Annotated in this window: 25 protein-coding genes, 1 tRNA gene and 1 pseudogene; 18 read left to right on the top strand and 9 right to left on the bottom strand. The window is 74.0% G+C overall.

What is annotated here, in order from left to right; all coding sequences use genetic code 11:
• Positions 1-147: 147 nt before the first annotated feature.
• Positions 148-2,307 (bottom strand): PKD domain-containing protein, encoded by a 2,160-nt coding sequence (locus IEY75_RS17650; protein ID WP_189115486.1) that lies wholly within the window; start codon positions 2,305-2,307, stop codon positions 148-150.
• Between the two features lie 186 nt (positions 2,308-2,493).
• Complete coding sequence (locus tag IEY75_RS17655) at positions 2,494-3,246, bottom strand: alpha/beta fold hydrolase (protein ID WP_189115487.1); 753 nt, start codon at positions 3,244-3,246, stop codon at positions 2,494-2,496.
• Between the two features lie 168 nt (positions 3,247-3,414).
• On the opposite strand from IEY75_RS17655, the gene IEY75_RS17660 reads away from it, so the two are divergent.
• The 3 genes from IEY75_RS17660 to IEY75_RS17670 all read left to right on the top strand — a co-directional run bounded on the left by IEY75_RS17660 (position 3,415) and on the right by IEY75_RS17670 (position 5,033).
• Entirely contained in the window at positions 3,415-4,353 is a 939-nt protein-coding gene (locus IEY75_RS17660) for a zinc metalloprotease (protein WP_229789848.1), read from the top strand.
• Between the two features lie 66 nt (positions 4,354-4,419).
• Positions 4,420-4,917, top strand: a complete 498-nt coding sequence (locus IEY75_RS21490) for a DUF4360 domain-containing protein (protein WP_189115488.1) — start codon at positions 4,420-4,422, stop codon at positions 4,915-4,917.
• Positions 4,803-5,033: a hypothetical protein gene (locus IEY75_RS17670; protein WP_189115540.1), complete on the top strand. Its 231-nt coding sequence runs from the start codon at positions 4,803-4,805 to the stop codon at positions 5,031-5,033. The genes IEY75_RS21490 and IEY75_RS17670 overlap by 115 nt, the downstream gene beginning before the upstream one ends.
• Positions 5,034-5,079: 46 nt before the next feature.
• Here IEY75_RS17670 and IEY75_RS17675 read toward each other — a convergent pair whose 3' ends face one another.
• Positions 5,080-6,300, bottom strand: coding sequence for an RCC1 domain-containing protein (locus tag IEY75_RS17675; protein ID WP_189115489.1), 1,221 nt, complete (start codon positions 6,298-6,300; stop codon positions 5,080-5,082).
• Positions 6,301-6,608: 308 nt separating this feature from the next.
• Here IEY75_RS17675 and IEY75_RS17680 point away from each other — a divergent pair, with 308 nt between their 5' ends.
• Positions 6,609-6,953, top strand: coding sequence for a hypothetical protein (locus IEY75_RS17680; protein WP_189115490.1), 345 nt, complete (start codon positions 6,609-6,611; stop codon positions 6,951-6,953).
• Positions 6,954-6,962: 9 nt separating this feature from the next.
• Here the strand turns inward: IEY75_RS17680 and IEY75_RS17685 are convergent, their stop codons facing one another.
• Both IEY75_RS17685 and IEY75_RS17690 read right to left on the bottom strand, forming a co-directional pair.
• Positions 6,963-9,413 (bottom strand): Tex family protein, encoded by a 2,451-nt coding sequence (locus IEY75_RS17685; RefSeq protein WP_308425715.1) that lies wholly within the window; start codon positions 9,411-9,413, stop codon positions 6,963-6,965.
• A 59-nt stretch (positions 9,414-9,472) separates the two neighbouring features.
• A complete protein-coding gene (locus IEY75_RS17690) occupies positions 9,473-9,889 on the bottom strand; it encodes a type II toxin-antitoxin system PemK/MazF family toxin (RefSeq protein ID WP_229789850.1) in 417 nt (138 codons plus the stop codon).
• A gap of 139 nt (positions 9,890-10,028) precedes the next feature.
• Here IEY75_RS17690 and IEY75_RS17695 point away from each other — a divergent pair, with 139 nt between their 5' ends.
• Entirely contained in the window at positions 10,029-10,781 is a 753-nt protein-coding gene (locus tag IEY75_RS17695; protein ID WP_189115492.1) for a sulfite exporter TauE/SafE family protein, read from the top strand.
• A gap of 133 nt (positions 10,782-10,914) precedes the next feature.
• Here IEY75_RS17695 and IEY75_RS17700 read toward each other — a convergent pair whose 3' ends face one another.
• Complete coding sequence (locus IEY75_RS17700; RefSeq protein WP_189115493.1) at positions 10,915-12,597, bottom strand: S8 family peptidase; 1,683 nt, start codon at positions 12,595-12,597, stop codon at positions 10,915-10,917.
• A 411-nt stretch (positions 12,598-13,008) separates the two neighbouring features.
• Positions 13,009-13,815 carry an SAM-dependent methyltransferase gene (locus IEY75_RS17705; RefSeq protein WP_189115494.1) on the bottom strand — a complete coding sequence of 269 codons (807 nt, stop codon included), beginning with the start codon at positions 13,813-13,815 and terminating at the stop codon, positions 13,009-13,011.
• A gap of 133 nt (positions 13,816-13,948) precedes the next feature.
• Between IEY75_RS17705 and IEY75_RS17710 the strand changes: the two genes are divergently transcribed.
• The 9 genes and pseudogenes from IEY75_RS17710 to IEY75_RS17745 all read left to right on the top strand — a co-directional run bounded on the left by IEY75_RS17710 (position 13,949) and on the right by IEY75_RS17745 (position 20,910).
• Positions 13,949-15,907, top strand: coding sequence for a hybrid sensor histidine kinase/response regulator (locus IEY75_RS17710; protein ID WP_189115495.1), 1,959 nt, complete (start codon positions 13,949-13,951; stop codon positions 15,905-15,907).
• A 177-nt stretch (positions 15,908-16,084) separates the two neighbouring features.
• Positions 16,085-16,282, top strand: coding sequence for a CbtB domain-containing protein (locus tag IEY75_RS17715; protein ID WP_189115496.1), 198 nt, complete (start codon positions 16,085-16,087; stop codon positions 16,280-16,282).
• Between the two features lie 14 nt (positions 16,283-16,296).
• Positions 16,297-17,058 carry a CbtA family protein gene (locus IEY75_RS17720; RefSeq protein WP_189115497.1) on the top strand — a complete coding sequence of 254 codons (762 nt, stop codon included), beginning with the start codon at positions 16,297-16,299 and terminating at the stop codon, positions 17,056-17,058.
• On the top strand, positions 17,055-17,633 hold the full coding sequence (locus IEY75_RS17725; protein ID WP_189115498.1) for a histidine phosphatase family protein: 579 nt from the start codon (positions 17,055-17,057) through the stop codon (positions 17,631-17,633). Before IEY75_RS17720 ends, IEY75_RS17725 begins: the two co-directional genes overlap by 4 nt.
• Before the next feature lie 70 nt (positions 17,634-17,703).
• Entirely contained in the window at positions 17,704-18,405 is a 702-nt protein-coding gene (locus IEY75_RS17730; protein ID WP_229789852.1) for a peptidylprolyl isomerase, read from the top strand.
• A 125-nt stretch (positions 18,406-18,530) separates the two neighbouring features.
• Positions 18,531-19,421 carry an NAD-dependent epimerase/dehydratase family protein gene (locus tag IEY75_RS17735; protein ID WP_189115499.1) on the top strand — a complete coding sequence of 297 codons (891 nt, stop codon included), beginning with the start codon at positions 18,531-18,533 and terminating at the stop codon, positions 19,419-19,421.
• Between the two features lie 158 nt (positions 19,422-19,579).
• Positions 19,580-19,903 carry a hypothetical protein gene (locus IEY75_RS17740; protein WP_189115500.1) on the top strand — a complete coding sequence of 108 codons (324 nt, stop codon included), beginning with the start codon at positions 19,580-19,582 and terminating at the stop codon, positions 19,901-19,903.
• 158 nt (positions 19,904-20,061) lie between these two features.
• Positions 20,062-20,265 (top strand): annotated as a pseudogene (locus IEY75_RS21495) (helix-turn-helix domain-containing protein); the annotation flags it as partial.
• A gap of 54 nt (positions 20,266-20,319) precedes the next feature.
• The gene (locus IEY75_RS17745; protein WP_229789854.1) at positions 20,320-20,910 is read left to right on the top strand and encodes a Scr1 family TA system antitoxin-like transcriptional regulator; all 591 of its coding nucleotides are present in this window, start codon (positions 20,320-20,322) and stop codon (positions 20,908-20,910) included.
• A 168-nt stretch (positions 20,911-21,078) separates the two neighbouring features.
• Here the strand turns inward: IEY75_RS17745 and IEY75_RS17750 are convergent.
• Both IEY75_RS17750 and IEY75_RS17755 read right to left on the bottom strand, forming a co-directional pair.
• A tRNA-Val gene (locus IEY75_RS17750) sits at positions 21,079-21,153 on the bottom strand.
• A 69-nt stretch (positions 21,154-21,222) separates the two neighbouring features.
• Positions 21,223-21,630: a TIGR02611 family protein gene (locus tag IEY75_RS17755; RefSeq protein ID WP_229789856.1), complete on the bottom strand. Its 408-nt coding sequence runs from the start codon at positions 21,628-21,630 to the stop codon at positions 21,223-21,225.
• A gap of 354 nt (positions 21,631-21,984) precedes the next feature.
• Here IEY75_RS17755 and IEY75_RS17760 point away from each other — a divergent pair, with 354 nt between their 5' ends.
• The 4 genes from IEY75_RS17760 (at position 21,985) to zwf (ending at position 25,672) form a co-directional block, all read left to right on the top strand.
• The gene (locus tag IEY75_RS17760; protein ID WP_189115502.1) at positions 21,985-22,416 is read left to right on the top strand and encodes an SsgA family sporulation/cell division regulator; all 432 of its coding nucleotides are present in this window, start codon (positions 21,985-21,987) and stop codon (positions 22,414-22,416) included.
• Between the two features lie 148 nt (positions 22,417-22,564).
• Positions 22,565-23,020 carry an RrF2 family transcriptional regulator gene (locus IEY75_RS17765; RefSeq protein ID WP_189115503.1) on the top strand — a complete coding sequence of 152 codons (456 nt, stop codon included), beginning with the start codon at positions 22,565-22,567 and terminating at the stop codon, positions 23,018-23,020.
• A 46-nt stretch (positions 23,021-23,066) separates the two neighbouring features.
• Complete coding sequence (locus IEY75_RS17770) at positions 23,067-24,113, top strand: fibronectin type III domain-containing protein (RefSeq protein ID WP_189115504.1); 1,047 nt, start codon at positions 23,067-23,069, stop codon at positions 24,111-24,113.
• Positions 24,114-24,169: 56 nt separating this feature from the next.
• The gene (gene zwf, locus IEY75_RS17775) at positions 24,170-25,672 is read left to right on the top strand and encodes a glucose-6-phosphate dehydrogenase (protein WP_189115505.1); all 1,503 of its coding nucleotides are present in this window, start codon (positions 24,170-24,172) and stop codon (positions 25,670-25,672) included.
• The last annotated feature ends 54 nt before the right edge of the window (positions 25,673-25,726 follow it).

Genomic DNA, 25,726 nt, shown 5'->3' on the forward strand with positions numbered 1-25,726 from the left:
GGCCACCCTGCGCGACCGTACGGCAACGCCGCGGCCGGGAAATATCGGTCACCGGGTCGACCAGTGCCCGGGGCCGGCGCCCGGTCCGACGTGCGGCCGGCGCCGCGGGGCGGGGCGGCCCTCCGGCCGCCCCGCCCGTGATCATCCTCAGTTGGTGACGGCGACGGCCGCCGTCGTGGTGCCGCCCGTGGTCGACACCAGCGTGACCGTCCGCAGCGCCCCCGGCGCCGGGGTGGCCGTGCGGATCGCGAACGCGCCCGCCGCGTCCACCGACGCCGTGCCGATCACCCGGCCCGTGGCGTTGGGCCCGAGGACCGCCGTCACCCGCTGCCCGGCCACGAGGCTGCTGGTACCGCCGATCCGCCACTCGCCCCGGTTGCGGTACCGCGCCGTCACCCCGGTCAGGGCCTCCGCCTGCGGTGTCACCGTCACCTGGTCGGTGGCGGTGCCGCCCGGCCCGGTGGCCGTCAGCGCGAACACCAGCGGCGACCGGTCGACCGCGTAGGCCGGGTTCGGGCCGGGGGCGGCCGGCAGCGGGACCAGCGGCACCGTGAACGTCGGCCGGGCCGTGTCGGCGCCGGTCAGCGTCACCGCCGGACCGGACACCTGCCGCCAGCCCAGCGTGTCCACGTTGGCCGTGGCGCGGGCGTCCAGGGTGGCCGGCAGGCCGCGCCGGACCACCTGGTCCGGGCCCGCGTTGGCCGCCGTCGGCGGGACGGTCGCGCTGATCGCCACCGTGACCGGTACCGCGGCACTGGTCCCGCCCGGTCCGGCGACGGTCAGGGTGAACGTGTACCGGCCGCCCGCCGTCGGCGTGAACTGCGCCCTGGCGGTCGTGCCGCCGGTGAGCGCGGTGGCCGGGCCGTCAGTCTGCCGCCACGCGTACGACGTGATCTCCCCGCGCGAGCCCGAGCCGTCGAGGGTGATCCGCTGGCCGGCGACGCCGCCGGTCGGCGCGGTGGCCACGGCGGTCGGCGCGAGCGGGCTGAAGGCCGCGCCGCTGCCGACGATCGGCACCGTGGCGGTGCCCCCGGCCGAGGAGGTGACCGTCACCGCGGCCGGCGGCGCGGCGACGTCGGCGAAGGGGGCGCCGGTCAGCGGGCCGAACCCGGCGACCGTCAGGGTGGGCGGCGTGGCGTCGGTGTCGCTGGAGGTCGCCGCCACGGTCAGCGTCCGGGCGTCCGCGTCGTACGCGGCCCGGCTCACGCTGACCACGTCCACGAGCCGGCGGCTGCGGACGGCCACCGGGGTGTCGCCCGCGTTGGCGACCTGGACGGCCGCACCGGCGGGCAGCGGGCCGGTGACCGGGAAGCGGCCGTAGTACCGCGACCCCTGGCCGCGCAGGCCCGTGGTGTGCAGCCCGAGCGCCGGGTCGGCCTGGAGCTGGATGGCCTGGTTCGGCTCGGAGTGCGCGTACACCTCGACGACGCCGCTGCCGTTGGCGCCGACGCTGTACGTGGCCTGGTCGATCTCCACCCCGGAGTTGCGGGCGTACCGGCCCTGGACGCTGAACTCGTCGGTGCGGCCGAGCTGCGCGAGCACCGCGCCGGCCCCGTCGATCCGGTCGATCCGGACGAAGTTCGTCTGGTACGGGCTGCCGACCACGCGGTGCTCCACCCCGGGGTCGCCGGTGTACCCGGCCGGGGCCGCGGGCGCCACCGCCGGGTCCCAGCGCAGGAACGGCCCGATCCGGCTGGTCATGGCCAGGCCGAACGCGCCCGGCGTGGTGCCGATGTCCTCGGTCATGTTCACGCCGCGGTCGGTGGCGACGATCTCGTCCACGCCGTACGGGTGGGTGATCCGGTACCGCTCACCCGCGGGGGCGTCGAAGCGGATGCGGACCCGGCCGAAGACCATCTGGTCGCCGTCGCGGACCTCCTCGGCCGCCCACGCGCCCTCCAGGTCCATGCCGACGGTCGCCTCGACGCCGTTGGACAGCGTCAGCGCGGCGCCCGCGAGCTGGTAGAAGAACTCGCCCGGGAAGTTGTCCGGGTAGGACACCGGCACGTCCGGGTTCGGGATCTCGTCGGCCAGCGCCGGGCACAGCGGGTCCGCCAGGCTGACGCACGCCTCCAGCCGCAGGCCGGTGCTGTCGCGGTACCACGACGGGAAGCCGTGCTCGGCGACCGGGCCGACCTCGGTCAGGCTGCCCGCGCGCGGGGTGCCTGGGGTGACCGGCACGGCGGACACCGCCCCCGCGCTGCCGAGCAGGACGACCGCCGTGACGTACGCCGAGGCCGCGACCCGGCGCGACCGCGTGCGGCGCCGTCGCGTGGTTGCCCTGCCGATTGCCCACCCGAGTGCCATGCTGCCCCTTTTGCTCTGTGCCGCGATGCGGGGTGCCGCGGCGCCGGAGCCTGGAATCTATGCAGGTCACAGAGGGCGCGTTGCCGGCCAGCCAGGTACCAGAATGGGCCGGCCGACGTGAACGGGGTGGCCGGCCGGCCGGTCCGCGGGTGGTCCCGCGGGGCGCGCGTGCGCGCGGCGGTGCGCTCAGTCGAGGAACTGCTCCAGCAGCCCGGCGAGCCGGACCGGGGCCTCGAACATGCCGTAGTGCCCGGCGTCGGTCAGGACCGCCGAGGCCGCCTGCGGGTAGTGCTGGCACCAGGTGTCCGCGATCCACGCCGGCCCCAGGGCCGGGTCGTGCTCCCCCGCCACGGCCAGCGCCGGCACCGCGGCGCCCTTGATCTCGTCGGCGAAGTCGGTGCGGCCCCAGGCGGTGAGGTACGCGCCGAACGCGGCCGGGTCGCTGGTCCGGGTGGAGGACTCGACCATCTGGTCGAGCCAGTAGTCGCTGAGCCGGCCGCCGGTGGTCAGGTCGATGATCTGGCGGCGCTTGGCGGGGTCGGCGGCGGCGCCGTCGAACAGCGCCCAGCCGTCCTCGTCGAACGGGAAGCCGCTGGCGGACACCGGGCTGATCCCGACGAGCCGGTCGACCCGGTCGGGCGCGTCGGCGTACACCCGCTGCACCGCCATGCCGCCCATCGAGTGGCCGACGAGGCTGAACCGGGGCCAGTCCAGCGCGTCGGCGAGGGCCAGCGCGTCGGCCGAGATCTCGGCCATCGTGTACGCCCCGGTCTCGGTCCGGCGGGAGCCGTACCCCCGGCAGTCGAGGAACGCGTAGCTGAACCGCGCCGGGTCGATCAGGTCGGCGAACGGACCCCACTGGTCGGCGGCCCCGAACCAGCCGTGCAGGGCGATCACCCGCCGCGGGCCGGTACCGACGCGGACGTGGCCGACAGCCATGCGCACTCCTCACGAACGGAAAGACGGCGCCACTTTGGCGGCATCACAAAGCTCACATTATTTCATTTGGCCGCCCAAACGGGAAGACGACAGTCGGACATCTGACATCGACCGTGACGCAAAGCACTCAGGCGCTCACCATTGAAGTCCGGTGAGCAGAGGAGTCGCATGACACCACACGATGCGGAACCCCGACTGTCCGCCTCCGGCTGGTGCGCCACCATGGCCGTCCACCGGCACCTGCTCGACAGCGACCCGGTGTACGCCCAGACCCGCGCCGACATCGAGAGCTTCACCTTCGGCCGCCGCGGATGGGCGCGCGGCCGGCCGCGCGGGGTCGTCACCATCCCGGTGGTCGTCCACATCCTCTGGAACGCGGCGGCACAGAACATCGAGGACGCGCAGATCCACCGCCAGCTCGACGTCCTCAACGCCGACTTCCGCGCGCGCAACGCCGACCTCCGGCTCGTCCCCGCCGTCTGGCAGGACCGGGTCGGCGACGCGCGGATCGAGTTCGCGCTCGCCACCGCCGACCCGACCGGCTCCCCCACCACCGGGATCACCCGGACCAGGACCGGCGTGCGCAGCTTCGGCGCCAACGACGCCGTGAAGTCCGCCCGCGGCGGCGGCGCCGACGCCTGGCCGGCCGACCGGTACCTCAACATCTGGGTCTGCCAGCTCGGCGGCGGCCTGCTCGGCTACGCCCAGTTCCCCGGCGGCCCGCCCGAGACCGACGGCGTCGTCCTGCTGCACTCGGCCACCGGGCTCGGCGGTACAGCGACATCCCCGTTCGACCTGGGCCGCACGGCGACCCACGAGGTCGGGCACTGGCTGAACCTGCGCCACATCTGGGGCGACGACGGCGAGGGGTGCAGCGGCAGCGACTTCGTGGCCGACACGCCCAACCAGGCCGGCCCCAACACCGGCCGGCCCGGGTGGCCGCTGCTGTCCTGCGGCAACGGCCCCGACGGGGACATGTTCATGAACTACATGGACTACACCGACGACGCGGCGATGTGCCTGTACACGAAGGGCCAGGTGGAGCGCATGGACGCCTGCCTGGCCGGCCCGCGCTCCACTCTCCTCAACCTCCCCCTCGGCGACTGACCTTCCGCAGGCTCAGGCCGTCACCCATCGACTCCAGCGACGTGACCACTGACGAGGGGAATCGAGATGAGACATGATGGCTGGTCCATCGCCGGGGTCGTCGGGCTGACGGTACTCGGTGCGGCGTCACCAGCCCCAGCAGCGGTGGGGGCACCGGAGGCTCAGTTCGTCGCGGGCGCGGCGGTTGTCGGCGACTGCAGGCACCGCACCGTCGTGACCGCCCCCAGCGACGGACAGCGGCTCCTGGTCAACTTCCGGGACCTGGCGGTGGCGACCGACGACTCCACCGCCAGCGCGGGCGCCCTCTGCATTGTCGAGTTTCGAGTGGAGCGTCCCGCCGGTTGGGCCTTCACCATCCCGGGCTGGGGTTTCGACGGCGCCCTGCGCCTGCGCGAGGACGCCGTCGGACAACTCACCAGCTCGTACTACTTCCGGGAAGGAACGCCGCGATGGAGGTGCAGCAGTTCCCGCCCTCCTCGCCGACCGACTGGCACCACTGGCAGGTCTACCGCCACCCGGCCCGGGCGGCGTGCGAGCAGTCGTCGCTGGTCAAACTTCATCTGAACATCCTCGCCAAGCGGCGCACCGACACCGCGTCCGCCGCGTTCGAGGTGAGTGCTGCCGAACTGGCGATGTCGGATCTGCAGTGGCATGCGTGTGGCCAGGAGCACCGCAGGTGAGCCGGCCGGCTCACCACCGTCCTTTGCAGGGTCCGACGGGTGGCTGTCAGGTCGGGCTGATGGCGAAGGTGGTGCTGGTGCCGGAGCTGCCGGCGTAGACGACACCGGTGCGGCCGGAGACGACTCTGGGCGTCGTCTCGGTGGCGGTGCCGCCGTGGCCGAGTTGACCGTCGGCGTTGGCGCCCCAGCAGTAGACGACCCGGTTGTAGTTGTTGGCGCACGTGGAGGTGTTGCTCGGGGTCACCCGCATCCAGTCGGTGGCCGCCGCGATCTGGACCGGCGAGGTCTGTGGGGAGGTGGTGTGGCCCAGGCCCAGCTCGTAGCTGGTGTTGAGTCCCCAGCACCACAGGGCGCCGGACTGCAGGCCGCAGGTGTGGTCGCGGCCGGCGGCGATGGCGGTCCAGGTAGTCAGGGCACCGACCTGGGCGGGGGTCTGCGCGGTGGTGGTGTTGCCGCGGCCCTGCTGCCCGTTGGCGCTGCTGCCCCAGCACCACAGCGTGCCGGCGCTGCGCAGCGCGCAGGCGTGCTGGCGGCCGACCGTGATCTGGGTGTGGGTGGTGTTGCTGCTGGTCGTGACCGGGCTGCTCTGCTCGGCGGTCGAGTTGTTGCCCAGCTTGTAGTTGACGCCCTCGCCCCAGCAGTAGACCGCCCCGCCGCGGATGCCGCAGTTCTGCACGTTGCCGGCGGCGATCTCGGTCCAGTTGGTGCCGGAGCCGACCTGCTGCGGGGAGGTGAACGCCAGGGTCGCCGAGCCGATGCCGACCTGGCCGTAGTCGTTCTGCCCCCAGCACCACAGCGTGCCGGTGGTCCTGATGCCGCAGGTGTGCATACCGCCCAGCGCCACCTTGCTCCAGCTACCCGTGACCTGGACCGGGGTGTAGGAGTCGGTGTAGTTGCCGCGGCCGAGCTGGCCGTTGGTGTTGCGCCCCCAGCACCACAGCGTGTCGTTCTTCTGCAGGGCGCAGGTGTGACCGCTGTCACTGTCCAGGGCGGGCTGGTTCCTCGTCTCCACGAACGTCCAGGTCGCCAGCGCGCCCACCTTCACCGGGCTCAGCCGCGGGCCGGTGTTGTTGCCCAGACCCAGTTGGCCGGTGCTGTTGTCACCCCACCCGTACAACTCGCCCGCCACGAACTCCGAGGCCAGCGTCAACAGGTTGCCCGTGTTCGCGCTGCTGCGGCTGAAGGCGCCGGAAGCGTACTGCGCAACGGCCAGGCTCGTCATCAGACCAGCGGCGAGGAGCGCGCCCCACACCCGGTTCCCGCGCACGTCCGCCTCACCCCTTCTCGTTGACGCATGGACTTTCGGCCGCCGGACGCGCGACCTGAGCGTTGCCGCCGCATCTGGGACGATGCGACGCGGCTCACCGCGTACCGTCCGCCGGATGGTCGGCGGCGACCGACGCGCCCGGCGGGGGCGGCGACGGATGACGACGGACCGGCAGCGGGGCGGGCCGCCCGGGCGCGGTACGACCCAAGGCGTACCCACCGGGCCGGGCCAGCCGCTACGGTGAGGGGCGCCGCGGCGGACCTGCGCCGCCCGGCACCCGATCCGCTGCCTGGTCACGGAGGTGCGTCGTGAGTGTGATGAGTCCGCCGCCGGAGCTGTTCCAGCGCTGGGTGCACGTCCACGAGGAGGACGAGGCCGGCGTCCGCGTCTACCGTCCCGCGGACGCGCCCCTGCCACCCGCCCGGGGCCGCGACGGCATCGAGTTCCACCCCGACGGCAGCCTGTGCCAGTACTCCCCCGGCCCCGCCGACGCGCCGATCGGCCGCGACGGCGCGTGGCGGGTGGCCGCCGAGGACACGCTGGAGATCACGTCGTCGCGGGGCGAGGACCAGTTCCAGATCGTCAGCATCGAGCCCGACGAGCTGCGGCTGCGCCCGCGCCACCCGGACCCGGTGCCCTCCTCGCGGCGGTAGCCGCCGACCTCAGGCCAGCCCGGCCCGGCGCAGGGCGTCGGCCATCGGCCCGTCCGGCGCCGGCTTGGCGCCCCGCCGGTCGGCACCGGGGCGCTGGCCCGCCTCGGCCCGCCTGCCCGCGTCCGACCGCTCGCCGCGCTCAGGCCGCCTGCCGTCCGCCGGCCGCTTGCCGACGTCGGGGCGCTTGCCGGGGTCAGCGCGCCTGCCGTCCTCCGGGCGCCTGCCGGCGTCGGGGCGCCGGTCGGCGGCGGGGCGGGCGTCGTCGCGCGGGCGCGGCGGGCGGGCCTGGTCGGTCAGGCGCATGGTCAGCGAGATGCGCTTGCGGACCGCATCCACCTCCAGCACCTTCACCTTGACGATGTCGCCGGACTTCACCACGTCCCGGGGGTCGGCGACATACCGGTCGGCGAGCGCCGAGATGTGCACGAGCCCGTCCTGGTGCACGCCGACGTCCACGAAGGCGCCGAAGGCGGCGACGTTGGTGACGACCCCTTCCAGCACCTGGCCCGGTACCAGGTCGGCGAGCTTCTCCACGCCCTCGGCGAACACGGCGGTGCGGAAGGCCGGGCGGGGGTCCCGGCCGGGCTTCTCCAGCTCGGCGAGGATGTCGGTGACCGTCGGCAGCCCGAAGGTGTCGTCGACGAACTCCTGCGGCCGCAGGGTGCGCAGGGTGCCGACGTTGCCGACCAGGCCCGCCACGTCGGTACCGGCGGCGGCGACGATGCGGCGCACCAGCGGGTACGCCTCGGGGTGCACGCTGGAGGAGTCCAGCGGGTCGGTGCCGCCGTTGATCCGCAGGAAGCCGGCGCACTGCTCGAACGCCTTGGGCCCGAGCCGCGGCACGTCGCGCAGGGCGCTGCGCGCGCGGAACGGCCCGTGCGCCTCGCGGTGCGAGACGATGTTCTCGGCCAGCGTCGCGGTGACGCCGGACACGCGGGTGAGCAGCGGGACGGACGCGGTGTTGAGATCCACCCCGACGCCGTTGACACAGTCCTCGACGACGGCGTCCAGGGACCGGGCCAGCCGGCTGCCGGTGACGTCGTGCTGGTACTGACCCACGCCGATCGACTTCGGTTCGATCTTGACCAGCTCGGCGAGCGGGTCCTGGAGCCGGCGGGCGATGGAGGCCGCGCCGCGCAGCGACACGTCCAGGTCGGGCAGCTCCTGCGAGGCGTACGCCGAGGCCGAGTACACCGACGCGCCCGCCTCGGACACCATCACCTTGGTGAGCCCGAGCTGCGGGTTCGCGGCGATGAGGTCGGCGGCGAGCCGGTCGGTCTCGCGGGAGGCGGTGCCGTTGCCGATCGCCACGAGTTCGATGCGGTGGGCCGCGCACAGGGCGGCGAGCGTGGCCAGCGAGGCGTCCCACTGCCGGCGCGGCTCGTGCGGGTAGATCGTCGCGGTCTCCGCGACGCGGCCGGTGGCGTCCACCACCGCGACCTTCACGCCGGTGCGCAGGCCCGGGTCCAGGCCGAGGGTCGGGCGGGGGCCGGCCGGGGCCGCCAGCAGCAGGTCGCGCAGGTTCCCGGCGAACACCCGGACGGCCTCGTCCTCGGCGGCCTGCCACAGCCGCGCCCGCAGGTCGATGGCGAGGTGGACCAGGATCCGGGTGCGCCAGGACCAGCGGACCGTGTCGAGCAGCCAGCGGTCGCCGGGCCGGCCGGCGTCGGCGATCCCGGCGCGGGCGGCGATCCGCGCCTCGTACACCGTGCGCTCCCCCGGGGCCGGCGGGGTCTCCTGCGGTTCGAGGCTGACGTCGAGCACGCCCTCCTTCTCCCCCCGGAACAGGGCCAGGACCCGGTGCGCCGGGAGACTGGTGAACGCCTCGGCGAAGTCGAAGTAGTCGGCGAACTTCGCCCCCTCGGTCTCCTTGCCGGCGCGCACCCGGGAGGTCAGCCGGCCCTGGCGCCACATCTGTTCGCGCAGCTCGCCGATGAGGTCGGCGTCCTCGGCGCACTGCTCGACCAGGATCGCCCGGGCGCCCTCCAGCGCCGCGGCGGCGTCGGTGACGGCGGCGTCGGGGTTGACGTACCCGGCGGCCACGGTCAGCGGGTCCCCGGTGGGGTCGGCGAGCAGGCGCGCGGCCAGCGGCGCGAGCCCCGCCTCGCGGGCGATCTGGGCCTTGGTCCGGCGCCGCGGCTTGTACGGCAGGTAGATGTCCTCCAGCCGGGCCTTGGAGTCGGCGGCGGCGATCTGCGCGGCGAGCGCGTCGTCCAGCTTGCCCTGCGCCGCGACCGACTCCAGGACGGCGGCCCGCCGGTCCTCCAGCTCCCGCAGGTACCGCAGCCGCTCCTCCAGCGCGCGTAGCTGCGCGTCGTCCAGCGAGTCGGTGGCCTCCTTGCGGTACCGCGCCACGAACGGGACCGTCGCCCCGCCGTCGAGCAGCCCGACGGCGGCGCTTACCTGTGCGGGCCGGACGCCGAGCTCGCCCGCGATCCGCTCCTCGATCATCTGTGTCACGGGGTGCATTCTGCCCCGCGGCCGCGCGCCTGTCGCGCCACCGGCCCCCGCGGCGCGGGTCAGAGCTCGAACAACGCGCGCAGGGCCGCGTGCAGGCGGACCATGCTCGAACCGGTGATCATGCCGATCCGCTCGGCCCCGGCGTGGGCGGGCAGCCGGCGCAGCCGGTTGAGGACCACGATGCCGGTGATCGGGTCCTGCTCGGCCAGCGGCACGGCGTGCGGCGGGAGGTCCTCGGCGCCGCGCAGGCGGACGATCGGGGCACACAGCGGCGCCGCGTTGGCCCGGTCGTTGTAGTTGTCGCCGGTGAGGACGAGCACCCGGTAGCGCAGGTCGCTGCGGTCGCCGACGGTCCAGACCTCGCCCTGGCGCATCCGGGCGGCGGCGGCCTCGGGCACGGCCGCGGTGAAGTCGGCAGGCGCGGGGACGCCCGGCGCCCCGTCGGCGCCGGAGTCGTGCGGAGGGGTCGCGCGCATCCGGGGAGCCTACCGCCGATCACCGGGTTTGCCGCCGTGCCGCGCGCACGGGGTCGACGCGGAGTCCACTGAGGACCTATGGTCGGCCCCGTGCGGGCGCGTGGGGGTGCGCGCCGGGCGGGACTGCGGGGGTACCGGGGTGAGTGACGTGCTCGCCGTCGCGCTGGGGGTGCTGATCGGGGCGCTGCTGGGAGGACTCGGCGGCGGCGGGGCGGTGCTGACCGTGCCGACGCTGTTCTTCCTGGCCGGCCAGTCGCCGCACGCGGCGGCGACCGGGAGCCTGGTGGTGGTCGGCGTCAGCGCCTCGGCGGCGCTGGTGGTGCAGGGCCGGGCCGGGCGGGTCTGCTGGCGCACCGGCGGGCTGACGGCCGCCTCCGGCATCGGTACCGCGGCGGCCGGCGCCGCGCTCAGCCCACTGCTGCCCGCCCGGGTGGAGCTGCTGTCGCTGGCGCTGGTGATGACGGTGTGCGGGGTGCTGCTCCTGCTGCGGGGCCGGTACGGCGAGGGCGGCGGCCGGCCGGTGCCGCACGCCGGGCGGCGGACCGCGCTGGTGGGCGGCACCGTCGGCCTGCTCACCGGCCTGCTCGGCGTCGGCGGCGGCTTCCTCGTCGTCCCGGCGCTCGTCCTGGCCCTGCGGATGCCGGTCCGCACCGCCACCGGTACGGCCGTCCTGGTCACCGCGGTCAACTGCGCGGCGGCGCTGCCGTGCCGGCTGCCCGCCGAGGACCTCGACTGGCGGACGGTCGTGCCGCTGACCGGCGCGGCGCTGGCCGGTGCCCTGCTCGGCAGCCGCCTCAGCGGCCGGATCCCCGCCCGCACCCTGAGCCGGGCCTTCGCCACGGTGGTACTCGCCGTCGCCACCCTCACCGCCGTCCACACCCTCGCCACCTGAGCCTTCCTCCCGCACCGCGGGACCACCGGACCGGCCGGGGGCCGGCGCCAGGGAGCACCCCGGCGCCGGCCCGCCCACCCGAGGCGGGGGCGGCGGCACCCCACCGCGTCGCCGCCCCCGCCGGTCCGCTGGGTCAGCGACTGATCCGCAGGTCGTCGATGCCCGCCTCGACCAGGTTGGCGGTACCGCCGTCGCTGGCCTCCACCAGCAGCCGGACCTGCCTGCCGGCGTAGTCGTGCAGGCTGGCCGTAGCCTCGCTCCACCGGCCCTCGCTCTGCCGGGCCCGCGGCCGCGGGCTCTCCTCCCGCGGGGTCGCGCCGCGCTCCAGCAGCGGGTGGGTGCCGGCGGCGGAGATCACGCTCACCCGCAGCCGGTCGGCCGGGTCCCAGGCCCCGCTGTGGGCCAGGTACCAGGACAGGGTCAGGTGCGGGCGGCCGCCTTCCGGGACCAGGACGACCGGCGAAAGGAGGCTGGTGACGCCGCCGTCCACGTCGGAGTCCTCGGCGGCTCCGCCGCGCAGGTCGGTGACGTAGGCGCGGGTGCCGCTGGCGGCCGCGCCGACCTGCATGACCGCGCCCTCCAGCATGGTGCGCGCCGGCCGGCCGCGCTCCCAGCGGCCGGCGACGGCGTCGTCGGTGCCGTGGGTGTCGGTCCGCCAGCCGGACTCGGTCTCGAAGTCGTCGGCCCACACCACGGCCGGGGCGGCCGCCTCCGGCTCGCCGTAGAGCAGGCGGTTCGGGCTGCCGAGCGGCTGGCCGACGACGCCGGGCGTGGCGGCCGCCAGCAGCCTGCCCTTGAGCTCCTGCGGCAGGAGCCGGGCGGCGGTGTCGCCCAGGGTACGGGCCATCCAGCCGGTGACGTGCGCCGCGGCGAAGGAGGTGCCGGACCAGCCGAGCGCGTACGACTGCGGCGTCAGGTGCGACAGCGAGTTGATCCGCACGCCGGGGGCGAACAGGTCCAGGCAGCGGCCGAAGCCGGAGAACGGCGCCCGCACGTCCCGCTGGTCGCTGGCCCCCACGACGACCCCGGCGGGCGTGGCCGGCGAGTCGGCGCAGGCATCCGCGCCGCGGGTGTTGGCGCCGAAGACGACCGGCATCCCCCGGTCGACGAGCCGGCGGGCGGCGTCGCGGACGGCGTGGCCGTAGCCCTGCAGGCCGATGTTGACGACCGACCGGCCGGTCGGCACGCCGCCGAGCCAGTCCAGCGCTTCCAGGAGCTGGGCGTCGGTGCCGCGGCCGTCGCAGCCGACGACGCGGACGATGTGCAGCTCCGCCTTCTTGGCCACGCCGAACGCCCGGCCGCCGACGACTCCGGCGACCGCGGTGCCGTGGCCGTGGCAGTCGGCGACCCCGCGCCCGTCCCGGACGGCGTCGTACCGGCCGTGGACCCGGCCCCGCAGGTCGGCGTGGTCGGCCCGGATGCCGGAGTCGACGACGTACACGTCCGCCCCGGCGCCGTCGGCCGCGTACCGGTAGCGGCGGTCCAGCGGCAGGCGCCGCTGGTCGAGGCGGTCCAGGCCCCACGAGGGCGGGTCGAGCTGCGCGCCGGCGGCGCGGACCGCCGGCGCGGGGCCGGTCGTGTCGGCGACCCGGACGAGGGAGACCGGCGCGACGTAGGCCACGGCGGCGTCGCCCCGGATTGCGGCCAGCGCGGCGGCGGGCAGGGTCGCGGTGAACCCGTGCACGAGCCGGCCGTACCGGTGGTGCACGGCCCCGCCGCCGGCTTCGGCGCGGCGGGCCAGCCGCGCGGTCGTCCCCGACCGGGCGGCGGTGTCGCGGAGGATCACGGTGTACTGGTCGTTGACGGTCTGTCCCACGGCTTCGCGCAACGGTGCCGGACCGGCGGCGCTCGCGGGTGTCGCAGGCGGGAGTACCCCCGCACCGATCACCGCGAGGGCGGCCACACCGATCCCTGCTGTCCTACGCACGTCAGCTCCTTCAGACGATGGATCACGACAACATCGAGGTACGTAAATGACTGTCCGCAATCGATTGACTGCGGCGCGTCACCACGAGGGACCCTCGCACAGCCGCGTACCACTTCTGGATGGGCCGAACGGACAGCCGAAACTGGCTGATCAGCTATTCGCCATCGGTCGAACGGTGGAAAATGCACTGCCAACGCGGGTCAGGCGGCCTCCGTGACGTGAGGAAGCGCACCCGGGCGGACAGCCGCAAATTTTCCGGCCGGAACGACAGACTTGGCCGCCGCCCCGACGCCGGGGGCGTTACGCCCGGCGGCCCACCGCGGTGATGATCACGCCGGCCACCCGGTCGGGGAACACCGGGTCGGCCGGGTCCGGCCGCCACTGCGCGGCCGTGGTCAGTCCCGGCTCCACCAGGTCCCAGCCGGCCATCAGCTCGCGCACCTCGGCGCGCGAGCGCAGGATGATCGGCTGCGTCGACCGGCTGTACGCGCGCTTGGCCTCGTCGGCCACGTCCTCGTAGCCCTCGCTGCTGGCGTGGGACAGCACCAGGTAGCTGCCCGGCGCCACCGCCTCCCGGTACCGGTCCAGCGCCCGCTGGAGGACCTCGGTGTGGGCGACGAAGTGGGCCGCCGCCACGAGCAGGACGCAGACGGGCCGGGCGAGGTCGAGCACCCCGCGCACCATCTCGTCGCCCAGGACCCGCTCGGCGTCGGTCAGGTCGGCGTGGACGACGGCGGCGGCCGGGTCGTCGCCGAGGATCGCCCGGCTGTGGGTGACCGCGCCCGGCTCGATGTCGACGTACACGACCCGGGCGCCGGGCACCACCTGCCGGGCCACCTCGTGGACGTTGCCCTCGGTGGGGATGCCGGAGCCGAGGTCGAGGAACTGGTGGATGCCGGCACCGACCACCATCCGCACGGCCCGCCGCAGATAGGCCCGGTTGGCGCGGGCCACGTCCGGCATGTCGGGGACGATTCTGGTGATCTCCGCCGAGGCCGCCCGGTCGGACGCGAAGTGGTGCGAACCGCCCAGCCAGAAGTCCCACACCCGGGAGGCACTGGGGCGCTGCGGGTCGACGGTCTCCAGGTCCTGCTGCCGGGTCTGCACGCGCGCCTCCCCCTGTGGCGCGCCCCGGCCGGCCTGCCGCGGACCGGGCACCCACTCGCTGGTTAGTCCAGTAAACTTGAGTATTACTCGGTAATGTCGGGTTTATCGACAAACTCCGCGGAGAGCCAGGCCGATGAGCGACCCGATCGACGCCGACGTGGCGGCGGCAATCGTGCGGTCGGCGCACGACGCTGTCGTGGCCACGGACAACCACCTGCGGGTCGTGGCGTTCAACGCCGCCGCCGAGCGGATGCTCGGCTACCCGGCCGATGAGGTCCTCGGCCGCTGCGTCGACGACCTGCTTCCCGAGCCGCGGCGCACCGACTACCGCGAGCTCATGGCGATCATCGCGGCCGGCGGTGCCGTGGAGCGCTACCAGACCGAGCGGCGGCACCGCGACGGCCACCTCGTACCGGTGTGGATGACGGTGTCGCCGCTGCGCGACGGCGGCGGCGCCCTGGTCGGGATGACGACCATCGCCCGCCGGGTCAGCGAGCGCGAACGCGCCGAGGCCTCCCTCCAGGCCATGCTGGAGGCCGCGCCCGACGCCATGATCGGCGTCGACGCCGCCGGCCGGGTCGTCCTGGCCAACACGCAGGCCGAGGTGCTGTTCGCGCTCACCCGGCACAAGCTGATCGGCGCCGCGATCGGCGACCTGCTCTCCGACGACCTCCCGTCGCCGGGCAGCCCGGCCGGCCCGGACGCCCACCACCCCGAGGGCGAGCCGACGTTCGCCGTCGGCATCGAGGGCCGCCGGATCCCCGTCGAGATCACCGTCAGCGTGCTGACCAGCGACCTCGGCCCGGTCCGCTGCGCCGTGATCCGCGACATCACCGACCGGCTGCGCGCGCGGGCGGCGTTCCTGCGGCTGCGCGCGGAGTCCGAGCGCGCCCGGATGGAGGCCGCCCTGCAGCGCACCCAGCGGCTGGAGAGCCTGGGCCAGCTCGCGGGCGGCGTCGCGCACGACTTCAACAACCTCATCGCGGTGATCGCCAGCTACGCGGACTTCATCGTCGAGGAGGCCACCGCGGTCGGGCTCGCCTCCGCCGCGCGCGACGCCGACCAGATCCGCCGGGCCGCCCGCCGGGGCGCGGACCTCACCCGGCAGCTACTGGCCTTCGCGCGGCGGGAGGTCGTCCGGCCGCGGGTCCTCGACCTCAACGAGGTGATCGCCGAGGTCGAGCACATGCTGCGCCGCTCGATCGGCGAGCACATCGCCCTCGTGACCCGGCCCGCACCCGGGATCCCGCCGGTGACCGCCGACGCGGGCCAACTCCAGCAGGTGCTGGTCAACCTCGCCGTCAACGCCCGCGACGCGATGCCCGGCGGCGGCTCGCTGATCATCGAGACGTCGGCCACCGCGCTGGAGACCGCCGACATCGGCGGCCGCCCCCACCTGCGGCCCGGCCGCTTCGCACGGCTGCGGGTCAGCGACACCGGCGCGGGGATGCCGCCCGAGGTGATCCAGCGCGCCTTCGAGCCGTTCTACACGACCAAACCCAGCGGCGAGGGCACCGGCCTGGGCCTGGCGATGGTGTACGGCATCCTGACCTCCGGCGGCGGCGACGTGACGCTGTACTCCGAGCTGGGGATGGGGACGACCGTCACGATGCTGCTGCCGGCCAGCGACGGCACCCCCGAGCCGCCCGAGACGCCCGCGTCGGCCGCCGACCTGCAGGGGCACGGCGAGACGGTCCTGGTCGTCGAGGACGAGGGGGCCCTGCGCGAGGTCCTCGAACGCACCCTCGGCACCGCCGGCTACAAGGTGCTGGTCGCCGAGAACGGCGCCGCCGCCCTCGACCTGTCCGACCGCTACCCCGAGCACATCGACCTGCTGCTCACCGACGTGGTGATGCCCAAGATGCCCGGGCGCGAGCTGGCCGGCCGGGTGACCACCGCCCGGCCGGCGACCCTGGTGCTGTACACGTCCGGGTACGCCCAACCGGTCCTGCACGCGCACCAGACGTTGGAGCCGGGCGTCGTCCTGCTGGAGAAGCCGTTCACCAAGGCCGAGCTGCTGACGGCGGTGCGCCGCCGGCTGGCCTCGGCGCCCCGGGCCGGCGGCGGGCGGCCCGGGGGCGCCGCCGGTTGACCCGCCTTCCGCGGGCCGGCTACCGTCACGGCGAACCCGCCGCGGCGGCGTGGGGAAACCGGTGGGAGTCCGGTACGGTCGCGCCACTGTGACCCTGGTCGAAGGCCGGGGAAGTCAGGTCTGCCGCCCGCCGCGACAACGCCAACCGGGACGCGTCATCCCCCAGGAGGTCACACCATGTCCGGTACCACCGCCACCACCCAGGCCGCCGCCGTACCCGCGCGCGTGTTCTGGACGGCCCTCGCCGTCGTCGGCGCGCTGCTGCTGCTGACCTACCTGGTCGCCTTCGACAACGGCGCCGTCTCGCAGTCCGGGATGCTCCTGCACGAGCTGATGCACGACGGTCGGCACCTGCTCGGCGTCCCCTGCCACTGACCCCGGGCCGGTTCATGCAGTCGTTCATCCAGATCCTGCTGCGCGGCCTGCTGGCCGGGCTCGTCGGCGGCCTGCTCGCCGGCTCCTTCGCCTACACCGTCGGCGAGCCGTGGCTCGACCGGGCCATCGCCGTCGAGGAGGCCCAGGCCGCGGCCGCGCCGCCGGAGCCCGACGGGCACAGCCACGAGGAGGCGCTGGTCAGCCGCTCGGGCCAGAAGGCGGGGCTCTTCCTCGCCACGGCCCTGTTCGGCGTCGCCATGGGCGGCCTGCTCGCCACCGCCTTCGCGCTGCTGCGGCGGCGCCCGCGGGCGCCGGGCGGGGTGCGGAGCGCGCTGGGGCTCGCCGCCGCCGGCCTGGTCGCCGTAGTGCTGGTGCCCGCCCTCAAGTACCCGCCGAACCCGCCCGGTGTGGGCGACCCGGGCACCGTGACGGCGCGCACCGTGTCCTGGCTGCTCCTGGTCGTCCTCGGCCTGCTGGCCGGGTGGGCCGCCGTCGCCGCCCACCGCGCGCTGCGCACGGCCGGGGAGGCGCCGCGCGCGGCCGCGGCCGCGGGGGCCTTCCTGGCCACCGTCGGGGCGGCGTACGCGGTGCTGCCGACGTTCCAGGAGGTGCCCGGCGGCTTCCCCGCCACGCTGCTGTGGTCCTTCCGCCTCGCCACCCTGGGCACCCAGTTCGCGCTGTGGGTCGGCGTGGGGCTCGTGTTCGCGGTCCTCGTGGAGCGGCTCGGCCGGTCCGCGGCCGCGCCGACGGCCACCCCGGTCGCCGTCGGCGCGTGAGCACGCTGCGGCTGGTGGCGCACGCCGCCACCGCAGCGCTGCGCGCCGCCCGGTGCGGAGCGGGCGAACAGGACCTGGACGAAGGCGGCCGGGCGGCCGTGGCCGCGCTCGCGGCTGGTCCGCGCGACCCGCTGGGCCGCCCGGCGGCGGTGTGGTCGAGTCCGGCCGCCGCCGCCCGCCAGACCGCCGCCGGCCTCGGGCACGCCGCCGCGGCCGCCGCGCCCGCGCTGGCCGACCGCGGCTGGGGCCGGTGGGCCGGGTGGTCCCCGGCCGACCTGCTGACGCGCGACCTCGACGCCGCCCGACGCTGGCTGGCCGCACCCGAGCTGGCGCCGCCCGGCGGGGAGAGCGTCGCCGCGCTGCGCCGCCGCGTCGGCGGCTGGCTCGCCGACCGGGCGGCCGAGGACCGGGGCAGTGCCGCGGTCACCCATCCGGCCGTCGTCCGCGCGGCGTTCCTCGTGGCGCTCGGCCTGCCTGACGGGGCGTACGCGCAGATCGACGTCGCGCCCCTGTCGGTGACCACCCTGCGGTACCGCGGCGGGCGGTGGGCGCTGCACGTGCCCGCCGCGCATTGACCGGGGGCGACCGGTGTAGTAGACCCACTTCGACCGCACGCGCGTGCGGCCGGATCCTGGGGAGGACGTCATGCGGGTGACTCAGCGGAGGATGCGCCGGTACGGGGCTGCGGGCGCGGCGGCGGCACTGGCGGTCACGGGCCTCGCCGCGGCGGCCCCCGCGGCGGCGGCGCCGGCCGGGGTGTGCGGGTTCGTCAAAGTGGACGAGGCGCCGGCCCGCCCGGTGACGATCCCCGACGACACCGACCTGCCGCAGACCGGTACGGCCACGGTCGCCGTGACGACGCCGCACGGCCCGATGACCCTCACCCTGGACCGCGCCAAGGCGCCGTGCGCCGCGCTGAACTTCGCGCACCTGGTCACGGCGAAGTACTTCGACGACACGAGCTGCCACCGGCTCACCAGCTACCCGACCCTGAGCGTGCTCCAGTGCGGCGACCCGACCGGCACCGGCGAGGGCGGCCCCGGCTACGCGTTCCGGGACGAGCTGCCCACGGACCTGCCGGGCCAGCCCGGGGACCCGACGGGCAAGCGGCGGCTGTACGCGCGGGGGGTGCTCGCCATGGCCAACGCCGGCCCGGACACCAACGGCGCGCAGTTCTTCCTGGTCTACAAGGACTCCTACCTCCAGCCCCACTACACGATCTTCGGGACGGTCGGCGCCGACGGGCTGGCGGTCGTGGACCGGGTGGCGGCCGGCGGCGTCGCCGGCGGCGGCACCGACGGCCGCCCGCAGATCCCGGCCGCGCTGACCACACTCACCGTCGGCTGACCCGCCGCTGGGCGGCGGCCGCACCACGCGGCCGCCGCGGCGGGACCCGCGCCGCGGCGCCGGGCCGGTACCCGTGCGGTAGAGTCGACGGGCTCTCGATCAGCCGGCCGCGAAGGGGTCCCCGCGTGAGTTCGACCATCCTGGTGACCGGCGGCGCCGGTTTCGTGGGCAGCAACCTGATCCGGCACCTCGTGGCCGAAGCGCCGGACACCGCGGTCATCTCGCTGGACAACTACTTCACCGGCACCCCGGACAACCACCTCGACCACCCGCAGGTGACCTACCTCGACGCGTGCACGATCGACATCGACAAGGTCTGGCAGGACCGCGGGCTCCCCTCGCCCGAGACCGTCTACCACCTGGGCGAGTACTCCCGGATCGTGCAGTCGTTCGACGAGGGCGACCTGACCTGGGAGTTCAACCTGCGCGGCACCAAGGAGGTCGTCCACTTCGCCCAGCGGCACGGGGCGAAGCTGGTGTACGCCGGGTCGAGTTCGAAGTTCGGCAACGAGGGCGCCGACGAGCACCTCAACCCGTACGCGTGGACCAAAGCCAAGAACGTCGAGTACATCCGCAACTACGCCACCTGGTACGGCCTGGACTACGCGATCACGTACTTCTACAACGTGTACGGGCCGCGGCAGATCACCGAGGGCAAGTACGCGACCGTGATCGGCATCTTCGAGCGCCAGTACCTGGCCGGCGAGGCGCTCACGGTCGTGTCGCCGGGCACCCAGACGCGGGACTTCACCCACATCGACGACATCGTCGCCGGGGTCGTGCGGTGCGCGCGGGAGGGCCGGGGTGACGGGTACATGCTGGGCACCGGCCGGGAGTGGCCGATCATCGAGGTCGCGCAGATGTTCGGCGCGCCCTACGCGCTGGTACCGGCCCTGCCCGGCGAGCGCACCCGCGGGCGCGCGGACACCAGCCAGGCCCGCGGACTGGGCTGGGCGCCGGCACGGGACCTGCCGAAGTACATCCGCGAGTTCCGCGCCGCCCATCCCCGCGACTGAGCCGACCAGCTCGGACTGCTCAACTCTGCCTTGGTCGCGGCGTCTCTCCCGGGCTCAGAGGCACACTCGTAGCTGGACCGGATACTTCGCCGTCAGCTACCGGGATCAGGAACAGGAACACAGCGGCGACGCCCGTCACGACCACCCCGCAAAAAAAAATGGCCGCCGCAATCAACGAGGCGCGCAAGAACACGATCATCCTCCCCAAGGACGGCAGTTTACCTGGACGCGGCAGCACGATTACGGGCGTGTGGGATCGACGCAGACCTGATCTCGATGAACCGAACTTCATCGGGACCGCATTGCGCACCTGGCTGCACTTGACCTTGCCGCCTTCGTCGGTAGGGAGATCACCTACGGCGATGATCGCGCTCCGGGCGAAGGTACACGGTGGAGCCCCCACAGGACGGACACCATCGGTTTCTGATCTTGGTAAACAGGAAGCCAAGCAGGAAACCGACCCCTGCCCCGATCACCACTAGCCACCGCATGCGGATGACCGTAGAGATACCGTGACCAGCAGAGCCAGGATGTTGCAGGATGTTTATGGTTGACTCTGCCCGCCCACACCCTCCACCATAGGGACTAGAACTGTGCCGCCCAGCATCTGACGAAGCTTGGAAGATCTCGATCCCACACGATGAGTTCACCGTATTGCGCCATCGAGGACTCCCGTAGGGAGCTTGGGGTCCGCCTACGTACAATCAGGAAGTCGTCTGGTCTCACGGGGCGGACCCTAGCGAGGCTCACAGGGATTCACTTCACCAAGGTAAGCCGCATCGAGAACGGTACTCAAGCCCCCACGGAGCAGAACATTGCTCACTGGTGTCACCACTGCGGAGCGGATGACCAGCTTCCTGACCTGATCGCCACTCTTCGCGCCGTAGATTCGGCGTACGTGGAGTGGAAGACCCGCGCCAAGGCGGGGATGAAGCGCACAGGTGGCCCTGGCTCGATGGCGCTCTACAAGAACACCAAGATCTTCAGAATCCATGAGCCCTTGATGCTGCCTGGCATTTTCCAGACTGAGCCGTACATGCGTGGAGTACTGAAATTCTGGTATGAATTTCTCGATGCACCCTGGGACATGGATGAGACCGTGAGCTTCCGTCAGTCGCGCGCTCACGTGGCCCTAGACCCGTCCAAGCGGCTGGCCGTGGTCCTTTACGAAGAAGCGATACACGCGAGATACACGGACCAGCTCGGCGACCACGAGCAGCAGCTAACCCACCTGCTTTGGATCATGCGCCTGCCGTTCGTCCGACTAGGGATCATCCCCGCCGGTCAACCGAAGTTCGGCGTGGATGCGGTGGGCTTCTGGATACATGATTCCGACTGTGTGATCATCGCTACTCCCTCAGCCGAGCTGAAGGTGGTCCGCCCGCAGGAGATAGCGCAGTACGAGCGGCTGTTTGAGTTGCTCCAGGAGTCCGCTGTCCACGGACCTGAGGCCAAGGCGATCGTCCTGCGTGCCATCGAGCGACTTTGAGCAGCGCGAGAAGATCTGGTCCGTCTCAGCCTTCTCCGCAGCAGCTTCGGACGCGAATCCCCGTCACTTGTGCTGCCGCCGCTTGCCGTCCCACCCACCGGCAGATCGATCACGAAGCGCCAGGTGCCGCGTGCTTCGTGATCTTCACAGTCATAGGGTCTACACAGATGGTGGGCGATACTGGGTTCGAACCAGTGACCTCTCCGGTGTGAACGGAGCGCTCTCCCACTGAGCTAATCGCCCGTGGCGGCCCGGTAGGCCGCAACGGGACCAGACTGTACCCGATCGGCCGCACCGCCTGCGGCACCGGGGTCAGTGCGTCGTGATGTACCGCCAGCCGTCGGCGATCACGTCGATGCCCAGCCCGTAGCGCAGCGAGAGCAGGGCCACGGTACCCACGAACAGCAGGCCGGCCGCGCCGAGCAGCAGCCGCACCGGCAGCGACCGACTGGTGGCCCACCCGGTCCAGAGCTGGACGCGGTGCCGGGTGTAGCGCAGCAGATGCTTGGCCCATACGAACTCGACCGCCCAGATGGCCAGGCCCAGCAGCACCAGCGCCCAGCCCGGCCCGGGCAGGGGGATGAGGACGAGGCCGAGGCCCACGACGAGGGCGCCCAGGACCGCGACCGCCACCTTGAACGCCACCCGTCCGGTGGGGTGGGCGCGGATGGCGGCCAGCGTGCCGTCGATCCGCGCGCGGAGGCGGTGGAACCGCCGCACTTCCGCGTTAACTCCATGTAACTGTGCCTTAGCGGACAAAGTCACCCAATACGGTTACTCTGTGTGTGGTCACCAATTCGCCTCGCAGTCGCATTCGGCCCGTCACTAACCATGACGGCCGCACGTTACCGGAGTGAGTCGACGTACGGGCCCAGCCCGACGCCGGGACAACTCTGCCTGGGACGGCAGAACAGCGCAGTATATCGGTAAATAGGGTGTTCCGCGGCAACACAATGTCTGCCTTCCCCCTACCGGGTGAGATCGGGGCATGGCTGAGCGTAACGACAGCCTTCACCTGAGTATGGGAATCGCGGGGTTGAGCTGCCCCGCCGCGGTGCCGGGGGGAGTTCGTCCATGAGTGCCATTCGACCCACAACCGTTGAGGTGGAGACATCGCTTCGGCTGGTCGCGCCTGACGCCACCGCCCTGCCGGTGCGCGCCAGTCTCCGCTACGACCCAGCCGATCCGTACGCGGTCCACGTCCTGTTCCACGCGGAGTCAGCCGGCGGCGAGGCCGTGAGCTGGTCCTTCGCCCGGGAGCTGCTGATGACGGGGCTCGACGAGCCCGCCGGCATCGGCGATGTCCGCGTGTGGCCCTGGGCCACGCCCCGCGGCGACTTCGTCGCGCTGGCGCTGTCGTCGCCGGACGGCAACGCCCTGTTCGAGGTACCGCGCAGCGTGCTCGTGCGCTTCCTGCGCCGGACCCACGTGGTCGTCGCCCGCGGCCGCGAGACCGACCACCTGGACGTCGACGCCGCGGTGAACCGGCTCCTCGCCGGGCGCTGAGCCGCCGACCCCCACACCCCGGACCGCACCGGGCCCGCGACGACGCGTGGGCCCGGTTTTCGGCTGTCCGGGCGCCTCTGTGGACAGTGCTGCCCACCGGCACGCCACCCGCCCCGCCCCGCGCCGCGGAAACCGGCATGATGGACAGGTGCAGATCTCAGCGCGCGGCGACTACGCGGTCCGGGCGGCCCTGAGTCTCGCCGCCGCCCACCCCGGCCTCCTGCCCGCCCACGCGATCGCCCACGAACAGGACCTGCCGTACAAGTTCCTGGAGGCGGTGCTGGCCGACCTGCGCCGCGCGGGGCTCGTGCGGTCCCAGCGCGGCGCGGACGGCGGGTACGCCCTCGCGGCGGCGCCGGCCGACGTGACGGTGGGGCAGCTCCTGCGGGCCGTCGACGGCCCGCTGGCCGAGGTCCGCGGGGTCCGGCCCGAGCAGACCAGCTACGACGGCAGCGCCGCCCACCTGCCGACGCTGTGGGTGGCGGTCCGCGCCGCCGTCCGGGACGTCGTCGACCACGTGTCCCTCGCGCAGCTCATCTCCGGGCGGATGCCGGCCAAGGTCCGCCGGCTCACCACCCAGCCCGACGCGTGGCAGCCGCGCTGAGCCGCGGGGCTTGAACCGACCGTCCACCACCGACCACTATGGGTCGATGACTGGGGACACGCCCGCCGGCCCGCCCGCGGACGGGCCGGCGGCACTCGCCGAAGCCGACACGCTGGTCGCCGCCGGTGACGCCGACGGCGCCCGCGTCGTCCTGGAGCGGCTGCTCGCCGAGGCCTCGACGCCTGCGGACGCGCTGGTGGAGGCCGCCGACCGGTACGCCCACCTGCTCGTGTCCGCCGGTCAGCCGAGCTTCGCGTGCGCGTGGGCGCGCTACGCCGGGGAGCTGGCGGCCGAACGCGGCGGGCCGGCCGACCCCCGCCGCCTGCGCGCCGCCGAGACGCTGGCCGCCGCGCTGCACGCCGACGGCCGGCACGAGGCGGCCGCCCGCCAGTACCGCGCCGTCGTGGCCGCCCACCTCGCCGCCGACGGGCCGGACGCCCCGCGGACCCGGGCCGCGCACGCCCGCCTCGCGGCGGTCCTGGCCGAGGCCCCGGCGGCGGACGACGCGCCGTTCGCCGGCGGGTTCGGGCCGCTCGCGGCCTCCGCGGGCGCCCCCGTCGAGTACCGGCGCCCCGGCCCCCGCCTCGGCCGCCCCGGCCGGGCGGGAGTGGTGTACGCCGCGGCGGCGCTCGCGGCCGTCGGCGTCGGCGCGGCCGCCTGGCACCTGCGCCCCGCACCCGACAGACCCGCACCCGACAGCCGCGCTCCCGACAGCCGCGCGGCCGGGAGCGCGGCCCCGACGCCGACATCCGCCGGAGCCGGAGCCGCGGGAACCGCCGGGGCCGGGGCCGGGGAAACCGGTGCCGGTCGCCCCGCGCCGCCGCCGCCTTCCGCCGTCCGGCTCGTCGACCGCGCCGACAGCATCCTGCTGACCTGGTCGTACCCGCCGGGGGCGCAGGGGCCGGTCCTGCTCACCGGCGGCCGGCGGGGGCAGCCTCCGGCGTCGCTGGGCGTCCTGTCACCCGGCGCGGACCGGTACGTGGTGCACGGACTGCGGCCGGCGCTGGCCTACTGCTTCACCGTCGCCGTCGTCTACTCCGCCGAGGACATCGCCGCCGCCCCGCGCGCCTGCACCACCCGCCGCGCGCGGTAGCGGACGGCTTGGGCCGACTCGCCCCGGGCGGCCGGCCCGCTGGCTAGGCTCGGCAGATGACCGATGACGCCACCCCGTCCGCGGCCGGCGACGAGCGCAGCGCTCCCCCGGCCGTCCTCGTCATCTTCGGCGCCTCCGGCGACCTGACCCGGCGCAAGCTCGTCCCCGCCGTACTGAGCCTGGCCCGGCACAAGCGACTCGGCGAGCGCTTCGCCGTCGTCGGGGTGGCCCGCTCGCCGCTGGACGACGAGTCGTTCACGGCCGGCGCCTTCGGCGGTACGGACCTGTCGGCGCTGCCGGCCCTGGCCGGCGGCGTGCGCTACGTCAGCGGCGGCTACGACGACCCGGCCACGTACCGGCGGCTGGCGGCCGTGCTCTCCGAACTAGACGCCCGGCGCGGCACGGCCGGCAGTCGACTGTTCTACCTGGCCACGCCGCCCCAGGCGTTCCCGAAGATCGTCTCCGGGCTCGCGGCGGCCGGGCTGAACCGGCCGGCCGGCGACGCGTTCTCCCGGGTGGTGATCGAGAAGCCGTACGGCCACCACGAGGCCAGCGCACGCCAGCTCGACGCCACCGTGCACGCGGCGTTCGACGAGTCGCAGGTGTTCCGCATCGACCACTACCTGGGCAAGAACACGGTGCAGAACGTCCTGGCACTGCGCTTCGCCAACGCGATCTTCCAGCCGATCTGGAACCGCACCTGGGTCGACCACGTGCAGATCACCGTCGCCGAGACGCTCGGGGTCGGCACCCGCGGCAGCTTCTACGAGCACGCCGGGGCGATGCGCGACATCGTCCAGAACCACGTCCTGCAGGTCCTGGCCCTGGCGCTGATGGAGCCGCCGGCCTCCTTCTCCGCCGAGGCGGTCCGCAACGAGAAGGTCAAGCTGCTGGAGTCGATCCGGCTGTCCGGGTCGCGGGCCACCGAGGACATCGCGGTGCGCGGCCAGTACACCCGCGGGGGCAGCCGGTTCGAGCTGATGCCCGGGTACCGCGAGGAGGACGGCGTCGACCCGCTGTCGCGCACCGAGACGTACGCGGCCATGCGGCTGGACGTCGACAACTGGCGGTGGGCCGGGGTGCCGTTCTACGTCCGCACGGGCAAGCGCCTGCCCAGCCGGGTGACCGAGGTGGCGCTCCAGTTCCAGCGGCCGCCGCACCTGCCCATCGCCGCCGCCCAGGTGCAGGAGATGGAGCCCGACGCGCTGATCCTGCGGATCCAGCCGGACGAGGGCATCACGCTGCGCTTCGGGGCGAAGGTGCCGGGGCACGCGTTCAAGGTGCGGTCGGCGTCGATGGACTTCTCGTACGGCGACACGTTCCGGGAGGAGTCGCCCGAGGCGTACGAGCGGCTGCTGCTGGACGCGCTGGTCGGCGACGCGACGTTGTTCATCCGCGCGGACGAGGTGGCGCAGTGCTGGCGGATCGTCGACCCGATCATCTCCCGGTGGGCCGACGACGAGCGGCCGATCCCGACGTACGAGGCGGCGTCCTGGGGGCCGACCGACGCCGACCGGCTGATCGGCCGCGACGGCCGCGCCTGGCGTAACCCGACCTGATTCCGCCCGTTCACCGCGGATGTCCCCGCCACCGCGGCAGCCCGGGCCTGCGAG

The organism is Pilimelia terevasa, assembly GCF_014647915.1.
GTDB classification, from domain to species: Bacteria; Actinomycetota; Actinomycetes; order Mycobacteriales; family Micromonosporaceae; genus Pilimelia; species Pilimelia terevasa.